Source organism: Blautia marasmi (assembly GCF_900258535.1).
GTDB lineage: Bacteria > Bacillota > Clostridia > Lachnospirales > Lachnospiraceae > Blautia > Blautia hominis.
Genome location: NZ_OIWX01000001.1, coordinates 5,270,218 through 5,284,983 on the forward strand (window position 1 = coordinate 5,270,218; position 14,766 = coordinate 5,284,983).

At 45.5% G+C, this 14,766-nt stretch carries 14 protein-coding genes and 1 pseudogene; 13 read left to right on the forward strand and 2 right to left on the reverse strand.

Annotated features, from left to right (window positions below; translation table 11 throughout):
- Positions 1 to 82 precede the first annotated feature (82 nt).
- Positions 83 to 433, forward strand: coding sequence for a type II toxin-antitoxin system PemK/MazF family toxin (locus C6P39_RS23045; protein ID WP_018594007.1), 351 nt, complete (start codon positions 83 to 85; stop codon positions 431 to 433).
- Here C6P39_RS23045 and C6P39_RS23050 read toward each other — a convergent pair.
- Positions 426 to 1,397, reverse strand: a complete 972-nt coding sequence (locus tag C6P39_RS23050) for a uroporphyrinogen decarboxylase family protein (RefSeq protein ID WP_158661676.1) — start codon at positions 1,395 to 1,397, stop codon at positions 426 to 428. The two genes, C6P39_RS23045 and C6P39_RS23050, sit on opposite strands and share 8 nt — an antisense overlap.
- A 384-nt stretch (positions 1,398 to 1,781) precedes the next feature.
- Between C6P39_RS23050 and C6P39_RS23055 the strand changes: the two genes are divergently transcribed.
- The 10 genes from C6P39_RS23055 to rlmH all read left to right on the forward strand — a co-directional run bounded on the left by C6P39_RS23055 (position 1,782) and on the right by rlmH (position 13,158).
- Positions 1,782 to 3,161, forward strand: coding sequence for a hemolysin family protein (locus tag C6P39_RS23055; RefSeq protein WP_095173168.1), 1,380 nt, complete (start codon positions 1,782 to 1,784; stop codon positions 3,159 to 3,161).
- Positions 3,131 to 3,859 (forward strand): YebC/PmpR family DNA-binding transcriptional regulator, encoded by a 729-nt coding sequence (locus C6P39_RS23060; protein WP_033140304.1) that lies wholly within the window; start codon positions 3,131 to 3,133, stop codon positions 3,857 to 3,859. Before C6P39_RS23055 ends, C6P39_RS23060 begins: the two co-directional genes overlap by 31 nt.
- 139 nt (positions 3,860 to 3,998) lie before the next feature.
- Positions 3,999 to 4,703, forward strand: coding sequence for a ClpP family protease (locus C6P39_RS23065; protein ID WP_104805335.1), 705 nt, complete (start codon positions 3,999 to 4,001; stop codon positions 4,701 to 4,703).
- A 147-nt stretch (positions 4,704 to 4,850) separates the two neighbouring features.
- Positions 4,851 to 5,726 (forward strand): undecaprenyl-diphosphate phosphatase, encoded by an 876-nt coding sequence (locus C6P39_RS23070; protein ID WP_095173165.1) that lies wholly within the window; start codon positions 4,851 to 4,853, stop codon positions 5,724 to 5,726.
- 38 nt (positions 5,727 to 5,764) lie between these two features.
- Positions 5,765 to 8,299 carry an FtsK/SpoIIIE family DNA translocase gene (locus C6P39_RS23075; protein WP_104805336.1) on the forward strand — a complete coding sequence of 845 codons (2,535 nt, stop codon included), beginning with the start codon at positions 5,765 to 5,767 and terminating at the stop codon, positions 8,297 to 8,299.
- A 71-nt stretch (positions 8,300 to 8,370) separates the two neighbouring features.
- Positions 8,371 to 9,498 (forward strand): chitobiase/beta-hexosaminidase C-terminal domain-containing protein, encoded by a 1,128-nt coding sequence (locus C6P39_RS23080; protein WP_104805337.1) that lies wholly within the window; start codon positions 8,371 to 8,373, stop codon positions 9,496 to 9,498.
- 122 nt (positions 9,499 to 9,620) lie between these two features.
- Complete coding sequence (locus tag C6P39_RS23085; RefSeq protein WP_065541852.1) at positions 9,621 to 10,508, forward strand: sulfide/dihydroorotate dehydrogenase-like FAD/NAD-binding protein; 888 nt, start codon at positions 9,621 to 9,623, stop codon at positions 10,506 to 10,508.
- The gene (gene gltA / locus C6P39_RS23090) at positions 10,508 to 11,902 is read left to right on the forward strand and encodes an NADPH-dependent glutamate synthase (protein WP_104805338.1); all 1,395 of its coding nucleotides are present in this window, start codon (positions 10,508 to 10,510) and stop codon (positions 11,900 to 11,902) included. Before C6P39_RS23085 ends, gltA begins: the two co-directional genes overlap by 1 nt.
- Positions 11,903 to 11,986: 84 nt before the next feature.
- Complete coding sequence (locus C6P39_RS23095) at positions 11,987 to 12,682, forward strand: DNA alkylation repair protein (RefSeq protein ID WP_095173161.1); 696 nt, start codon at positions 11,987 to 11,989, stop codon at positions 12,680 to 12,682.
- Complete coding sequence (gene rlmH / locus C6P39_RS23100; RefSeq protein ID WP_104805339.1) at positions 12,679 to 13,158, forward strand: 23S rRNA (pseudouridine(1915)-N(3))-methyltransferase RlmH; 480 nt, start codon at positions 12,679 to 12,681, stop codon at positions 13,156 to 13,158. Before C6P39_RS23095 ends, rlmH begins: the two co-directional genes overlap by 4 nt.
- 32 nt (positions 13,159 to 13,190) lie before the next feature.
- Here the strand turns inward: rlmH and C6P39_RS23105 are convergent, their stop codons facing one another.
- A complete protein-coding gene (locus tag C6P39_RS23105; RefSeq protein ID WP_330407115.1) occupies positions 13,191 to 13,748 on the reverse strand; it encodes a ferritin-like domain-containing protein in 558 nt (185 codons plus the stop codon).
- 184 nt (positions 13,749 to 13,932) lie between these two features.
- On the opposite strand from C6P39_RS23105, the gene C6P39_RS23110 reads away from it, so the two are divergent.
- Both C6P39_RS23110 and C6P39_RS28790 read left to right on the forward strand, forming a co-directional pair.
- The gene (locus C6P39_RS23110) at positions 13,933 to 14,460 is read left to right on the forward strand and encodes a GNAT family N-acetyltransferase (protein WP_104805340.1); all 528 of its coding nucleotides are present in this window, start codon (positions 13,933 to 13,935) and stop codon (positions 14,458 to 14,460) included.
- A gap of 15 nt (positions 14,461 to 14,475) precedes the next feature.
- Positions 14,476 to 14,757 (forward strand): annotated as a pseudogene (locus C6P39_RS28790) (GNAT family N-acetyltransferase); the annotation flags it as partial.
- Positions 14,758 to 14,766: the final 9 nt, after the last annotated feature.

The following is a 14,766-nucleotide window of genomic DNA, read 5'->3' on the forward strand; positions in this document are numbered from 1 at the left end:
AAACAAGAAAAACCATGGAATACACACGAGAGAACTTGGGAAGAATTATATCTGAACAGAAAAAAATCGGAGTGTGAAATGTGTGGTTATCAAACGAGGTGATATTTTTTACGCGGATTTAAGGCCGGTAGTCGGCAGCGAACAGGGCGGAATCCGTCCGGTGCTGATCATTCAGAATGACATCGGTAATAAACACAGCCCCACAGTGATCTGTGCGGCCATAACATCAAAGATGAATAAGGCGAAGCTGCCCACCCATATAGAGATTGACGCATCCTCCTACGCGATCGTGAAGGATTCCGTAATCCTGCTGGAGCAGCTTCGCACCATTGATAAACGAAGATTAAAAGACAAGGTATGCCATCTGGATGCAGAAATACTGAAGAAAGTCAATCATGCCCTGTGCGTGAGCCTGGAACTTCCCACTACATAGTGAAAATTTCCTTTTCGCAGGCTTTCGCCTCCTGCATGGCGATGGGGAACCACCAGGTCTTTACCGGGACGAAGGCAGTTGTATAGATTCCGTTCTTTGCGCAGGATAAAACTTCTTCCCGGATACGGCTTCTGACTTCCTCCTCAGTCAGGCTGCCTGCCGCTGCTGCGGCTTCCAGATCCTGATATTTGGGTGTAATGTTATAGGACAGGCTATGGCCTGTCTTTTTCATTGCGCCAACAATGTCGTTGATCCCCTGTCCTTGGAAAGAATCAATGCCTATCTCCGGGAACTCGGCAATGATCTGATCCATTTTGCCGCAGGAGTGCATATCGAAAAACATACCCAGCGAGTGGCAATGCTCTGCAATCTTTTTGATCCGTGGCTTTATCAGGCTGCGCCAGATATCAGGGGAGAAGAACATATTCTTCTGGGTACCCCAGTCATCGTGAAAGCATACCGCTTCTGTGTGGTAATATTTCTGCAGGATATCCAGCTCTTTACATTTCAGTTCTGCCAGCCGGTCGAAAAATGCGCCCACCTCATCCGGGTCTGTGAGCATGGCACAGAGGGCGTTCTCAAACCCCATAAGTGTGTGAAGCCGCTCAAAGGGACCTTCCAGGAGCATGGTGTAATTAAATTTGTCCGGATCGTACTGATCTACCTTGTCTGCCTTGGCGCTTGCCTCCCAATCCACAGAATCCAGATCAGGAAATACCACTTTTTCCCTCCAGTCACAGATATCCTCCAGAATCGGCGGAATACTGGTGTCAGGAACGGCTGCGTTACCTACGGGGTCAAACACCCAAGTGCATCCGAAAAAGTCTTTTCCGGACTGATTGCGGGGTGCACGTTCATCCATTCCTGTTATGAACACGCCCAGGTTGGCATCTGTGAAAAAGCTGGGGAACCATTCGCCGCGTTCATGCTGAAAAAATTTTCTGAAATTTTCTTTTGGTGTCATATAAAAACCTCCCATCCAATCGTAGTTACTTTTATTATACACCAGAATTTTATAAAAACAATGATTTATTCAAAATTTGACGTTCCAAATTCGTATGTCCGGAATGTACGGGTTACTGTACACAGGCCACTGTACCGGGAGGCGTTTTCATGCTGAAAGCATGAAAATCCCGAGTCAGCCAGCGCGATATGGGGCAGAATGCCCCATATCTGTGCATCGCGAAGCGTGTTACTGGACACGGAGTGAACAGTAACATGTACGGTTTTGCAGCCCGGACGGGCATTCTTTTTTCTTGACTGCTGTGCATGAAAATGGTATCTTATTATAGGACAGCCCTGTAAAAAGGGCAAATATGAGGGAAGAAAGAAGGAATTTTTTAATCATATGGATGACGGGAGTAGTCCTTTATGGGCGGTAATGGTTTTTCTATTATTCATCATCATTAACGGGATTTTATATGGATTTGGCTCTGCCATACAGAAAGTAAGTGAAAGTGAAGTGGAGAAGCGGCAGCAGGAGGGTGATAAGAGGTCCCGTTGGCTGCTGGATGTGGTGAACAATCCGGTTATGGTTGTCAATACTATTCTCACTGTGGGCACACTTTTAAGCATACTGGCCGGGTATGTGGGGATCCGTGAGCTTGTTCCCTATATGTATACGGCACTGCATGGGATTTCCGCATTTTCCTACATACCGGACGCTGTTCTGCGCGGCATCTGCGTTGTGGTCGCGGTGCTTCTGGTATTGATTTTACTGGTGGCTGTAGGCGTAATTTCCGCCAAGAAGCTGTTTACCTGTAATCCGCACCAATGGGTTTACCGGACAGCAGGGCTGGTACGGCTGATCGTAAAGCTGTTTTATCCGATTACGTTTCTGATCATGAAACTGTCCAATGGGATGGTGCGCCTGCTGGGTGTGGATCCCCATCATAACGAAGAAGATGTGACGGAAGAAGAGATTATTTCAATGGTGGATGATGCCCATGAACAGGGTGTGATCGAAGAGAATGAAGCGGAAATGATTCAGAATATCATGGAGTTTTCCGACAAGGAAGCGCAGGATATCATGACTCACCGGAAAAATGTCAGCGCCATAGAGGTAAATACCCCTCTTGCTGAGGCCCTTTCCTATATGCTGAACGGAAGTAATTCCAGGTATCCGGTATACAGGGAAGATATGGATGATATTATCGGCATCCTGCATCTGAAAGATGCTATGAAACAGATGACCTTTGAGAATAAAGGAGATGTTCCTGTGGGCCAGATACCGGATCTGATCCGTGAAGCTTCCTATATTCCTGAGACCAGGAGCATCAACGATTTGTTCAAACGGATGCAGGCCAAGAAAATCCACATGGCTGTGGTAGTGGATGAATATGGACAGACTTCAGGCATTGTTACCATGGAGGACATACTGGAAGAGATTGTGGGCAATATTCTGGACGAATATGATGAAGATGACCATTTTATTGTGGAACAGCTTGATGACTCCTATCTGATGAAAGGTCTCACACCTCTGGAAGAGGTGGGGGAAGTGCTGGATATTGATTTTGAGGATGAGGATTATGAGACATTAAATGGATATCTGACCTCTTTGCTGGGCCATATCCCCAATATCCAGGAGGACAAGGAAGTCAGGACAAACGGATATTTATTTACCATCCTTGGGGTGGAAAATAATACAATACAAAAAGTAAGGGTAGAAAAACTGCTCAAAAAAGAAGGAGAAGAGAGATGTCAGGACATTCAAAATTCGCAAACATAAAACATAAAAAAGAGAAAAACGATGCTAAAAAAGGCAAAATCTTTACTGTGATCGGAAGAGAGATCGTGGTAGCCGTAAAAGAGGGCGGCCCGGACCCGGCCAACAACAGTAAACTGCGTGATGTGATCGCGAAGGCAAAAGCCAACAACATGCCAAACGACACCATTGACCGCGGGATCAAAAAAGCAGCGGGTGATGCCAATGCTGACAACTACGAATATATCACCTACGAAGGCTACGGCCCAAGCGGTGTGGCTGTCATTGTGGAGACCCTGACAGATAACAAGAACCGTACAGCCAGCAATGTGAGAAGTGCATTCACAAAAGGAAACGGCAATATTGGAACACCTGGCTGTGTATCTTTTATGTTCGATAAAAAAGGACAGATCATCATTGACAAGGAAGAGTGTGAGATGGACGCAGATGACCTGATGATGATCGCCCTGGATGCAGGCGCAGAAGATTTTTCTGAGGAGGAGGACAGCTTTGAGGTCCTCACCGCTCCGGATGATTTCAGCGCTGTGCGCGAAGCCCTGGAAAAGGAAGGAATCCCTATGGCAGAGGCTGATGTTGCCATGATCCCACAGACTTATGTGGAGCTTTCCGATGAGCAGGATGTGAAGAACCTGCAAAGAACACTGGATTTACTGGAAGATGACGACGACGTACAGTATGTATGGCATAACTGGGACGAGTAAATAAAATCCCCCCTTTGCGTTTTAACAGGCGCAGAGGGGGCTTTTTTCCAGCCAATGAGCCGCATCTGCACCGGAATGTGCATAATAATCACCAAACTACGCATCCTACCTCCAGGAATAAATTCTTGGAGGTAGTTTTATGTCTGAAGAAAAGAAAAAAGAACTGGAAAAAACAGAAAAACAAAATGAGCAGATAGAAGATATGGGGCAGTTAGATTTATCCGACAATGAAAAACAATATCATATCCACCTTTTGTCCATTATTGGCGAGGTGGAAGGCCATGAATCCCTGCCAAACAACAGCAAGACCACCAAATACGAGCATGTTCTTCCAAAGCTTGCTGTGATCGAGGACAGCAAAGATGTGGACGGCCTTCTCATCCTCCTCAACACTGTGGGCGGAGATGTGGAGGCAGGACTTGCAATCGCGGAGATGATCGCATCTCTTAGCAAGCCAACCGTTTCCCTGGTACTTGGCGGCGGCCATTCCATCGGTGTACCTATGGCAGTCTCCGCTGATTATTCTTTTATTGTGCCCTCTGCAACCATGGTGATACATCCGGTTCGGAGCAACGGTATGTTTATCGGCGTGATGCAGTCCTATAAAAATATAGAAAAAATACAGGACCGCATCACAGGTTTTGTCTCCTCCCATTCTAGGATGTCGCAGGAGCGTATCGAGGAACTGATGCTGGATCCCACACAGCTTGTAAAGGATGTGGGCACAATGCTGGAGGGGGAAGAAGCAGTGAAGGAAGGACTGATCGATGAGGTTGGCGGCATTTCCCAGTCTCTGGAAAAACTGTATGAACTCATTGAAAAAAACAGAAAAAATGAGGGATGATCGAAATTTCTTAAATTTTGTAAAGACTTTTAAGTTGTGTGAAATGCAATTTTATGATAGAATAAACATTTGATAAAGTTTATCACTCCATCTGTGCGATCTACACAAAAAACAGATGGAGAAAATACATATGAAGAGGTTGACCACATGTCATTACTACAGGCACTTCTGCTTGGGCTGGTGCAGGGAATCACAGAGTTCCTTCCGGTGAGCAGTTCCGGGCATCTGGCTATTATGCAGAATCTTTTAAACATCAACACGGACACAGGCGTGTTGTTCGATGTGATTTTACATTTGGGAACGCTGACAGCTATTTTTATTGCGTTCTGGAAGGACATTAAGAAACTGGTTCTGGATGGATGTGGGATGATTTATGACATTGTTCAGAATTTTAAAATATGGTCACACAACCGAAGAGAACACGATGCGAAGCGTTATAAAAAAATCGTGTCCACCAATTACCGAAAATTCATCCTGCTTATTATTGTTTCTACCATTCCTACCGCAGTTGTGGGACTGCTTCTAAAGAATGTGGTGGTGACAGCCGGCAATAATCTGCTGGCACCCGGGGTTGGACTCTTTATCACCGGAATCTTGCTTCTGGTGGTGGATTTCTTCCCGGCAGGAAATAAAATACCAAGAGATGTATCTTTCGGGATCGCACTGGCGATCGGCTTTTTTCAGGGAATTGCAGTATTTCCCGGAATCTCACGATCCGGTATGACCATAGCAGCCTGTCTGCTCTGCGGTCTCAACAGGAAATTTGCAGTAAAATATTCATTTATCATGTCCATTCCGGCTGTATTGGGGGCAGCTATCTTGGAATTAAAGGACATACCCGGCTCGGGAGCCACACTTCCCATGTTCGGGGAATATCTGGCAGCAGCAGTTTTAGCAGGAGCGGCGGGGTACTTCTGCATCAAGACAATGCTGCGGTTTGTACAGCGCAAAAAATTCCGGTATTTCAGTATTTATTGTTTTATCATCGGAATAGCCGCTGTAACGTGTAATTTTGTCCTGTAGGCACAGGCCGCAGGAACTTTAAGGGGAGTCAAGAAAAAATGGCAGCGACGAAAAAAAACAACACAAGAAAAAAGACGGGCACCCGCTCTGGAAGCAGAAATAAGAAAAAACAGGACGAGGGGATCGGCCTGTATACGGAGATTATTTTATGGATCACATTGGCAGGTTCTATCCTGCTTTTGCTTAGTAATTTTGGCATGGGAGGCCTGGTAGGAAAGACGGTCAGCGGCGTGTTTTTCGGGCTGTTTGGCCTGGTGGCTTACATATTTCCTATCTTTTTATTTTTGGCTGTATCCTTTGTCATATCGAATAACCAAAATCCGAAAGCTTACCGAAAAATGGCAGGCTTTCTTTTGCTGTTCATTTCTGCCTGCGCATTGATGCAGCTTTTAACGGACGGTTACTTCAGCGGAACTTCCATTATGGACTATTACAAAACTTCCTCCACATACCAGACCGGCGGAGGTATGTTGGGTGGCCTTCTCTGCAATATCTGCGGAAAAGCCTTCGGTACTGTGGGAACGTATGTGATCGATATCATTGCAATGATCATTGCTTTGATCCTGATCACCCAGAAATCTATGTTTGCACTTCTCAAAAAAGGCAGCACCCGTGTATATGGAAGTGCAAAAGCAGGCCATGCACGAAGAAAACAGTATGTATCAGAGAAAAAAGACAAGCCGGTCACAGGAAGAAGAGCAAAACACGGGGAAAAAACACAAGAATCAGAACCTTTAAAATTGAAAACAAGAAGAAACAAGAACGAAGACAATACTGGAGCCAATACGGCTGCTGAAAATATAGATAATATCCGGAAAGAGGCCGCTGCTGCAGAGGTGTTTGCGGCGGAATCTGTGGAGGAGATCCCGGAAGAGGATATCCTGTTAAAACCTGAGAATGCTTTCCCGATCCATCGTTCCGACGCAGCGCCGGCGGAGGTGGAAGAAATTGTGGAGGAGCTTCCTGCAGAACCGGTGCGGGAGGAAAAACCACAGAAAGCAGCATCTGCGAAAAAAACGCGTTCCTCCAAAGATGAGATTGCGGACGGAATTGAAAATATTAAGGATGAGATTGCAGACAAAGAGCAGGAGATAAAAAAGGAATATGAGATACCGCCTGTCTCACTGCTGAAAAAGGGAAGCGGGGTAAAAGGCGATTCTGATTCCCATCTGCGCAGTACAGCTAAAAAGCTGCAGGAAACGTTACACAACTTCGGCGTCAATGTGACGGTGACCAATGTAAGCTGCGGTCCGTCGGTCACGCGGTATGAACTGCAGCCGGAGCAGGGGGTTAAGGTCAGCAAGATTGTCAGCCTGACAGATGATATCAAATTGAATCTGGCGGCAACGGATATTCGTATAGAGGCACCCATTCCCGGTAAGGCAGCTGTTGGAATAGAGGTCCCCAATGCCACAAACAGTGCAGTTATGCTTCGTGAACTGATACAGTCCGAGGCTTTTTCCACATGCAGATCAAAACTGGCTTTCGCGGCAGGAAAAGATATCGCCGGACAGCCGGTCATAGCGGATATTGCCAGGATGCCCCATCTGCTCATAGCAGGTGCCACGGGTTCCGGTAAATCCGTATGTATCAACACCTTAATTATGAGTATCCTTTACAAAGCCTCCCCGGAAGAGGTACGGCTTATCATGATAGACCCCAAAGTTGTGGAGCTGAGTGTTTATAACGGCATCCCCCATCTGCTGATCCCCGTGGTCACAGACCCGAAGAAAGCAGCCGGCGCCCTGAATTGGGCGGTTGCGGAGATGACAGACCGTTATAACAAATTTGCAGAGTACAATGTCAGGGACTTAAAAGGATACAATGCAAAGGTTGACAAGATCAAAGATATTGAAGAGGAAGGAAAGCCGGAAAAGATGCCGCAGATCGTTATTATCGTGGACGAGCTGGCAGACCTTATGATGGTAGCTCCCGGTGAGGTGGAAGACGCGATCTGCCGCCTGGCACAGCTTGCCAGGGCAGCGGGGATCCATCTGATCATCGCAACGCAGCGGCCTTCCGTCAATGTCATTACCGGCCTGATCAAGGCAAACATGCCTTCCAGGATTGCCTTCTCCGTATCTTCCGGTGTGGATTCCCGGACGATCATTGATATGAATGGTGCGGAAAAGCTTCTGGGCAAAGGCGACATGTTGTTTTATCCCCAGGGTTACCAAAAGCCGGCCCGTGTACAGGGGGCTTTTGTCAGTGACCAGGAAGTGGGGGCTGTGGTTAAATTTTTATCAGAGCAGAACCCTGCCCATGTCTACAGCCAGGAGATCCAGGACAAGATAGAGGCGGCCAAAGATGCTTCCGGTAATCAGGCGGGAGCAGCATCCGGCGGCAATGACCGGGATGCCTATTTTACAGATGCAGGCAAGTTCATCATTGAGAAAGAAAAGGCCTCTATCGGTATGCTGCAGCGTGTCTTTAAGATTGGCTTTAACCGGGCGGCCAGAATCATGGACCAGCTCTGTGAGGCCGGCGTTGTGGGTGAGGAGGAAGGTACCAAACCCAGAAAAGTTCTTATGTCCATGGAAGAATTTGAACAGTATATAGAAGAATGTCTGTAACTTGTGAAGGGACAGAACAGGTAAAAGAATATTTGTAAAATGTTGATATAGATGAGAAATGAGGTATTTACATGAAATGTGCGAACTGCGGTACAGAATTTGAGGATGGCATATTGTTCTGCCCCGTATGCGGCAAAGAAGTTCAATGGGTGCCGGAATATAATACGCTGGAGACGATCATCCAGCAGCGTGAGATACAGGAAAAAGAAAAGAAGAAAAGGGAAGAGCATGCGCTTCGGGAAAAAAAGCGGCAGGAACAGGAGATGAAACGGCGAAAGAAAAAACGTATGGCTGTGGGCTTTACAGCCGTCGGTGTTTGCGTGCTGGCAGTGGGCGCAGGTGTCCTCTTTTACCAGAAACAATACAATTCTTTTGATTTCCAGATGGCCCAGGCAGAGTCCGAGTTCAGCAACAAAGATTATGACACTGCCCTGAAATACCTGGAGCGTGCGCTGAACCTGCAGCCGGACAGTACAGAAGCCAATATTCTGCAGGCTAAGATATATCTGAAAAACCAGGAGGAGGAGAAGGCTCTGGCAATCCTCATCTCTACGGTCGCCAATGCGCCCGACAGTGTCAGCGCCTATGGGGAGCTTCTGCGCCTGTATGAAAAACAGGGCGAAGTCAAAAAGATAAAAGAGCTTATGGACGACTGTGAGAGCACGGAGGTTAAGGAGCGCTATTCCGCCTATATCAGCACACTTCCCGTCATATCACTGGACGGCGGCACTTATGACAGCAAAGAGGAAGTGGATTTCAGTGCCATTGAGGATGGGACCAAGGTGTATTACACGCTGGACGGAAAGGACCCGGATACTACAAGTACATTATATGATTCTGCCAGCGGAATCCTGTTGGAGGAGGAAGGGGAGTATACCTTGAAATATGTGGCATATAATGCCAAGGGGATTCCAAGTGACATTGGACTTATGACCTATACCATAGAGTTCAAGGCACCGGATGCGCCAAGGATAACACCTGCCTCCGGACAGTATGAGGATTCCATGACGATCAAGGTATATGTGCCAAAGGGCTGTACTGCATATTATGAATTTAACGGAACGCCAACTACGGACAGCACGGAATATACAGGACCGGTTTCCATGCCGGTTGGAGAAAATATCTTCTCCGCTATCTTAGTGGATGAAAATGGAAAGATAAGTAGTCCGGCCAGTGCAACTTATGTCATTTATCAATGATTTATAAAGTAAATTGGAAATTTTTCTAAAATTCGGATTGAATTTTTGTTCATTTTGCTCTATACTAAAAAGAGCGACTATAGCAATAGAATTACCATATTTGGAGTTGTGAGGAGGACATTATGTACAAGATTCTGAAAGCAGAAAAGCTTAATGAGATAGTTTATCTCATGGTTGTTGACGCACCAAGGGTTGCAAAACACTGTGAGCCCGGACAGTTCGTCATCGTGAAAAAGGACGATGCAGGGGAGAGAATTCCGCTTACTATCTGTGATTATGACAGAGAGGCAGGAACTGTTACGATCGTATTCCAGCCGATAGGTGCTTCCACGGAAAAATTCGCTAAAATGCAGACAGGAGATTTCTTTGAAGATTTCGTAGGTCCGTTAGGATGTCCATCTGAATTTGTAAATGAAGATCTGGAAGAGTTAAAGAAAGAAAGACTTTTATTTGTAGCCGGCGGCGTAGGAACCGCACCGGTATATCCGCAGGTAAAATGGCTGCACGAGCACGGCATTGAGGCTGATGTCATTGTGGGTGCTAAGACAAAAGACCTGATCATCCTGGAAAAAGAAATGGAAGAAGTAGCAGGTAATTTATACATCACCACAGATGATGGTACATATGGACGTCACGGAATGGTAACAAAAGTGATCGAGGATCTGACTGCTGAAGGCAAGTCTTATACAAAATGTATTGCCATCGGACCAATGATCATGATGAAGTTCTGCTGCCTGACAACTAAAAAACTGAACCTGCCCACTATTGTTTCCATGAACCCGATCATGGTTGACGGAACCGGTATGTGCGGAGCCTGCCGTGTTATCGTCGGCGGCGAAGTGAAATTCGCCTGCGTGGACGGTCCTGAATTTGACGGTCATCTGATTGACTGGGATCTGGCAATGAAGAGACAGCAGATGTACAAGACAGAAGAAGGAAGAGCATTATTAAAACTTCGTGAGGGGGACACCCATCACGGCGGATGCGGAAACTGCGGAGGTGACGAATAATGGGTGATGTATTAAAGAAAGTTCCTGTAAGAGAGCAGGACCCAAAAGTGAGAGCAACAAACTTTGAAGAAGTTTGCTATGGATATAACAAAGAAGAGGCAATGGAAGAAGCAGCCCGCTGCCTGACCTGTAAAAATGCCAAATGTATCAAAGGATGTCCCGTAAATATTGATATTCCGGGATTCATCAAAGAAGTGAAAGAAGGTAACTTTGAAGAAGCGTTCAAAGTGATCGGACAGTCCAGTGCCCTTCCGGCAGTCTGCGGACGTGTCTGCCCTCAGGAAACACAGTGTGAAGGCCTGTGTATCCGCGGTATCAAAGGCGAGCCGGTTTCCATTGGTAAACTGGAACGTTTTGTTGCTGACTGGGCAAAAGAAAACGGAATCAAACCGGAACCTCCCAAGGAGAAAAACGGACATAAAGTGGCAGTGATCGGTGCCGGACCTGCAGGCCTTACCTGTGCAGGCGATCTGGCAAAGATGGGTTATGATGTGACTATCTTTGAAGCCCTTCATCAGCCGGGCGGTGTTTTGGTATACGGTATTCCCGAGTTCCGTCTTCCGAAAGACAAAGTCGTAAAAATGGAAGTTGAAAATGTAAAAGCCTTAGGCGTTAAGGTTGAGACAAACGTTATCATCGGAAAATCCACCACGATTGATGAACTTATGGAAAATGAAGGCTTTGAAGCGGTATTCATCGGTTCCGGCGCAGGACTTCCTATGTTCATGGGAATTCCAGGTGAGATCAGCAACGGTGTGTTCTCTGCCAATGAATATCTGACAAGAAGCAACCTGATGAAAGCGTTCCGCGATGACCATGATACCCCCATTAAAATGGGCAAAAAAGTGGCTGTTGTAGGCGGTGGAAATGTTGCAATGGATGCAGCAAGAACAGCACTTCGTCTGGGCGCTGAAGTACATATTGTATACAGAAGAAGTGAAGCAGAGCTTCCTGCAAGAGCAGAAGAAGTACATCATGCAAAAGAAGAAGGCATCATTTTTGACCTTCTGTGTAATCCGACAGAGATCCTGGCAGATGAAAACGGCTGGGTAAAAGGTATGAAGTGCGTCCGCATGGAACTGGGTGAGCCTGATGCATCCGGAAGAAGACGCCCGGTAGAGATTCCGGATTCCGAGTTCGAGATGGAACTGGATACTGTTATCATGTCTCTGGGAACTTCCCCGAACCCGCTGATCTCCTCCACCACCATCGGTCTTGATACAAACAAGAGAAAATGTATCATCGCTGATGAAGAAAACGGCAAGACGACCAAAGACGGTGTTTACGCCGGCGGTGACGCTGTAACAGGCGCTGCTACGGTTATCCTGGCTATGGGTGCAGGTAAAGCAGCAGCACAGGGAATTGATGAATTTATCAAAGGAAAAAATAATTAATTAAGCATATAGGGAGCCGTCACCGGACGTGGCGGCTCTTTTTGCAACTATATGGAAGCGATTTTGTAAAACACGAGGGAGATCATGATCGAGGCAATAAGAGAAGAACTGCGGCAGTCTGCTGATGCGAAATACAAAAATTTTCAAGAGTCCCTGGTTCCGGGCCTGACTACAATGATGGGGGTCCGAATGCCAAAGCTCCGGGAAATGGCAAAGAAGATTGCAAAAGAAGATATTACGGAATTTTTGGAAAAAGCGGATGATACCTGTTATGAGGAGCTGATGCTGAAAGGTATTGTAATTGGATATGCGAAAATGGATCGGGAAAAACAGACCCAGGCATTGAAGGATTTTGTTCCTAAAATCAATAACTGGGCAATTTGTGACTGCAGCTGTGTCACTTACAAGTTTATGAGAAAGGATACTTCCTACTGGTTTGCATTTCTGGAACGGTTTCTGGACTCGAAACATGAATATGAAATCCGTTTTGCCCTGGTGTCCATGCTGAACCATTTTGTGACAGAAGAGTACATAGACCGTCTCCTGGATAGATTGAACCATATAAACAGCGATGCCTATTATGTGCAGATGGCAGCTGCCTGGGCCGTGTCTGTGTGTTATATCAAGTTCCCGGAAAAAACGACACTGTTTCTGCAGACGGATACTATGGATACTTTTACACACAATAAATCCATCCAGAAGATCAGAGAGTCCTACCGGGTCTCTAAAGAGGAGAAAGACAAACTTTTGAAATGGAAGCGGGAGGAATCCGGCAAATGAAAATCACTGTGCTGACGGTTGGAAAAATCAAAGAGAAATTTTATCGAGACGCTATTGCGGAATACACAAAACGTCTGAGCAAATATTGTAAGCTTGAAATCCTGGAAGTGGCAGATGAGAAGACCCCGGATGCCGCCAGTGAAACACTGGAGGAGAATATCCGCCAAAAAGAGGGGGAGCGCATCCTGAAATGCATCCGGGAGGATTCCTATGTGATCACACTGGAGATCAATGGAAAGATGCTGGATTCTGTTGAACTCTCCCAAAAAATAGAGAGTCTGGGTATCCAGGGAAAAAGCCACATCACGTTCGTCATCGGCGGCTCCATTGGACTTTGCAAAGAGGTGCAGAAACGTTCTGATTTTGCCCTCAGTTTTTCCAAAATGACTTTTCCGCACCAGCTTATGCGTGTGGTACTGCTGGAACAGATTTACAGGAGTTACCGGATCATCAATGGGCATTCTTATCACAAATGACAGACCTAATTCTGCTGGATGCAGCGGTACATTTAGTATTTTTTACAAAGACTTTCAAAGATTTCAATATGCAGTTCTTCATCTAAAATAATGCGTTTCAAGCATTTTACTATATGGACATCTTTAATATGTTCACATTGCATGGTGTATTTTTGTACGGCTTTCTTTTCGCCTTCCAGTGCATTTATAAGCAGCGGCTTTAACTCCGTGGGATAGCGATTGCAGCAGGGTGACCAATACTGCATTTTGTTCCCTCTGTGCGTCCAAAGCCTTGGATTTTCTCCGTTTAGTCTGGCAAGCTGTCCGAATATTTCCAAATGATGCATTTCCACAATACTGATCTTATGGAAAACATAAGACAGATATTTGTCAAGATCCAACAGAAGATTGTTGTAAAGATAGAGGCTTACCGCAGACATTTCCGAATTGGCGCCCCCTATATTATCCAGCATCATACGTCCATATGTACAATTTCTCTCAGTTATACATACCGGTGGGTATGGCTTTTGAGAGGCAAAGATCTCTTCGCTTTCGGCTGTGTCTTTTTCTTTATTGTTACATTCATTTTTACTGCTGCCGCAATTATTCATATATGGCTGCTCCTTTAAAAGGAAGTTTGATAGAACAATCTATGAAAGGAGATGGCAGAATATGATAGAAATCCGAGGGCCTGTTGGGTATGACTCACAGAACAGTAAACGTAATTGTCCGGGCGATCGAGAGATTTAAAAATAGAATTGGGTGGAACACATAAGAAAGGATGAGCGAAAGAGCATGGAATTATTGATTGAACGTGGTACTTACAGTGATTTAGATGAAATGGAGCACTTATATAATGAGGTTAATGAAGCTTTGGAAATGGGCATTAATTATCCCGGATGGAAAAAGGGCGTGTACCCAATACGGGAAGATGCCATAGTGGGAATTGATAATAACGCTCTATTTATTGCCAAAATAGACAATAAAATTGTAGGTTCTATAATATTAAGCCATACGCCGGAGAAAGGCTATGACAGCGCTCAATGGCAATTTGATGGAGATTATAGCCTTGTATATGTGATACATACGTTTGTAGTGCATCCGAATTATACAAAGTCAGGAATCGGCACCCGATTGATGGATTTTGCCGAATGCCTTGGGATGCAGAATCATATGAAAGCGATCCGCTTAGATGTCTATGAAAACAATATACCTGCAATTAAATTATACGAACAATGCGGGTATCAATATATAGCAACGGTTGATCTAGGTCTTGGCAAGTACGGACTGGATTGGTTCAGATTATATGAGAAGGTTTTGTAGCGTGGACAGCCGGTAGGGATAGCCAGAATACGCCATCATTCAAGTGCATTTTTAGAAAAACAAGGTGTCGGAAATTTTGGGTATGGGATAGCAAAACAACACCGCGGGAAAGGGTATGGCAATATTTTGTTTGGCAAAATCATTGAGATATGTAAATCCCTTGGCTACACGGAGGTGAAGTCTTTTGTGCATGTGGATAACATGGCCTCCAATAAAATATTTAAAAATAATGGAGCTGTGTTAGCAGGGGTATTGAATAATACTAAAAATATCTATGTAACTAGAACAGATTTATAAGGAGAATGG

Excerpts from the sequence above, each read along its gene's own strand:
- C6P39_RS23060 (WP_033140304.1), top strand. The coding sequence starts at position 3,131 with ATGTCAGGACATTCAAAATTCGCAAACATAAAACATAAAAAAGAGAAA.
- C6P39_RS23055 (WP_095173168.1), top strand. The coding sequence starts at position 1,782 with ATGGATGACGGGAGTAGTCCTTTATGGGCGGTAATGGTTTTTCTATTA.
- C6P39_RS23075 (WP_104805336.1), top strand. The coding sequence starts at position 5,765 with ATGGCAGCGACGAAAAAAAACAACACAAGAAAAAAGACGGGCACCCGC.
- gltA (WP_104805338.1), top strand. The coding sequence starts at position 10,508 with ATGGGTGATGTATTAAAGAAAGTTCCTGTAAGAGAGCAGGACCCAAAA.
- C6P39_RS23065 (WP_104805335.1), top strand. The coding sequence starts at position 3,999 with ATGTCTGAAGAAAAGAAAAAAGAACTGGAAAAAACAGAAAAACAAAAT.
- C6P39_RS23050 (WP_158661676.1), bottom strand. The coding sequence starts at position 1,397 with ATGACACCAAAAGAAAATTTCAGAAAATTTTTTCAGCATGAACGCGGC.
- C6P39_RS23095 (WP_095173161.1), top strand. The coding sequence starts at position 11,987 with ATGATCGAGGCAATAAGAGAAGAACTGCGGCAGTCTGCTGATGCGAAA.
- C6P39_RS23085 (WP_065541852.1), top strand. The coding sequence starts at position 9,621 with ATGTACAAGATTCTGAAAGCAGAAAAGCTTAATGAGATAGTTTATCTC.
- C6P39_RS23080 (WP_104805337.1), top strand. The coding sequence starts at position 8,371 with ATGAAATGTGCGAACTGCGGTACAGAATTTGAGGATGGCATATTGTTC.
- rlmH (WP_104805339.1), top strand. The coding sequence starts at position 12,679 with ATGAAAATCACTGTGCTGACGGTTGGAAAAATCAAAGAGAAATTTTAT.
- C6P39_RS23070 (WP_095173165.1), top strand. The coding sequence starts at position 4,851 with ATGTCATTACTACAGGCACTTCTGCTTGGGCTGGTGCAGGGAATCACA.
- C6P39_RS23110 (WP_104805340.1), top strand. The coding sequence starts at position 13,933 with ATGGAATTATTGATTGAACGTGGTACTTACAGTGATTTAGATGAAATG.
- C6P39_RS23105 (WP_330407115.1), bottom strand. The coding sequence starts at position 13,748 with ATGAATAATTGCGGCAGCAGTAAAAATGAATGTAACAATAAAGAAAAA.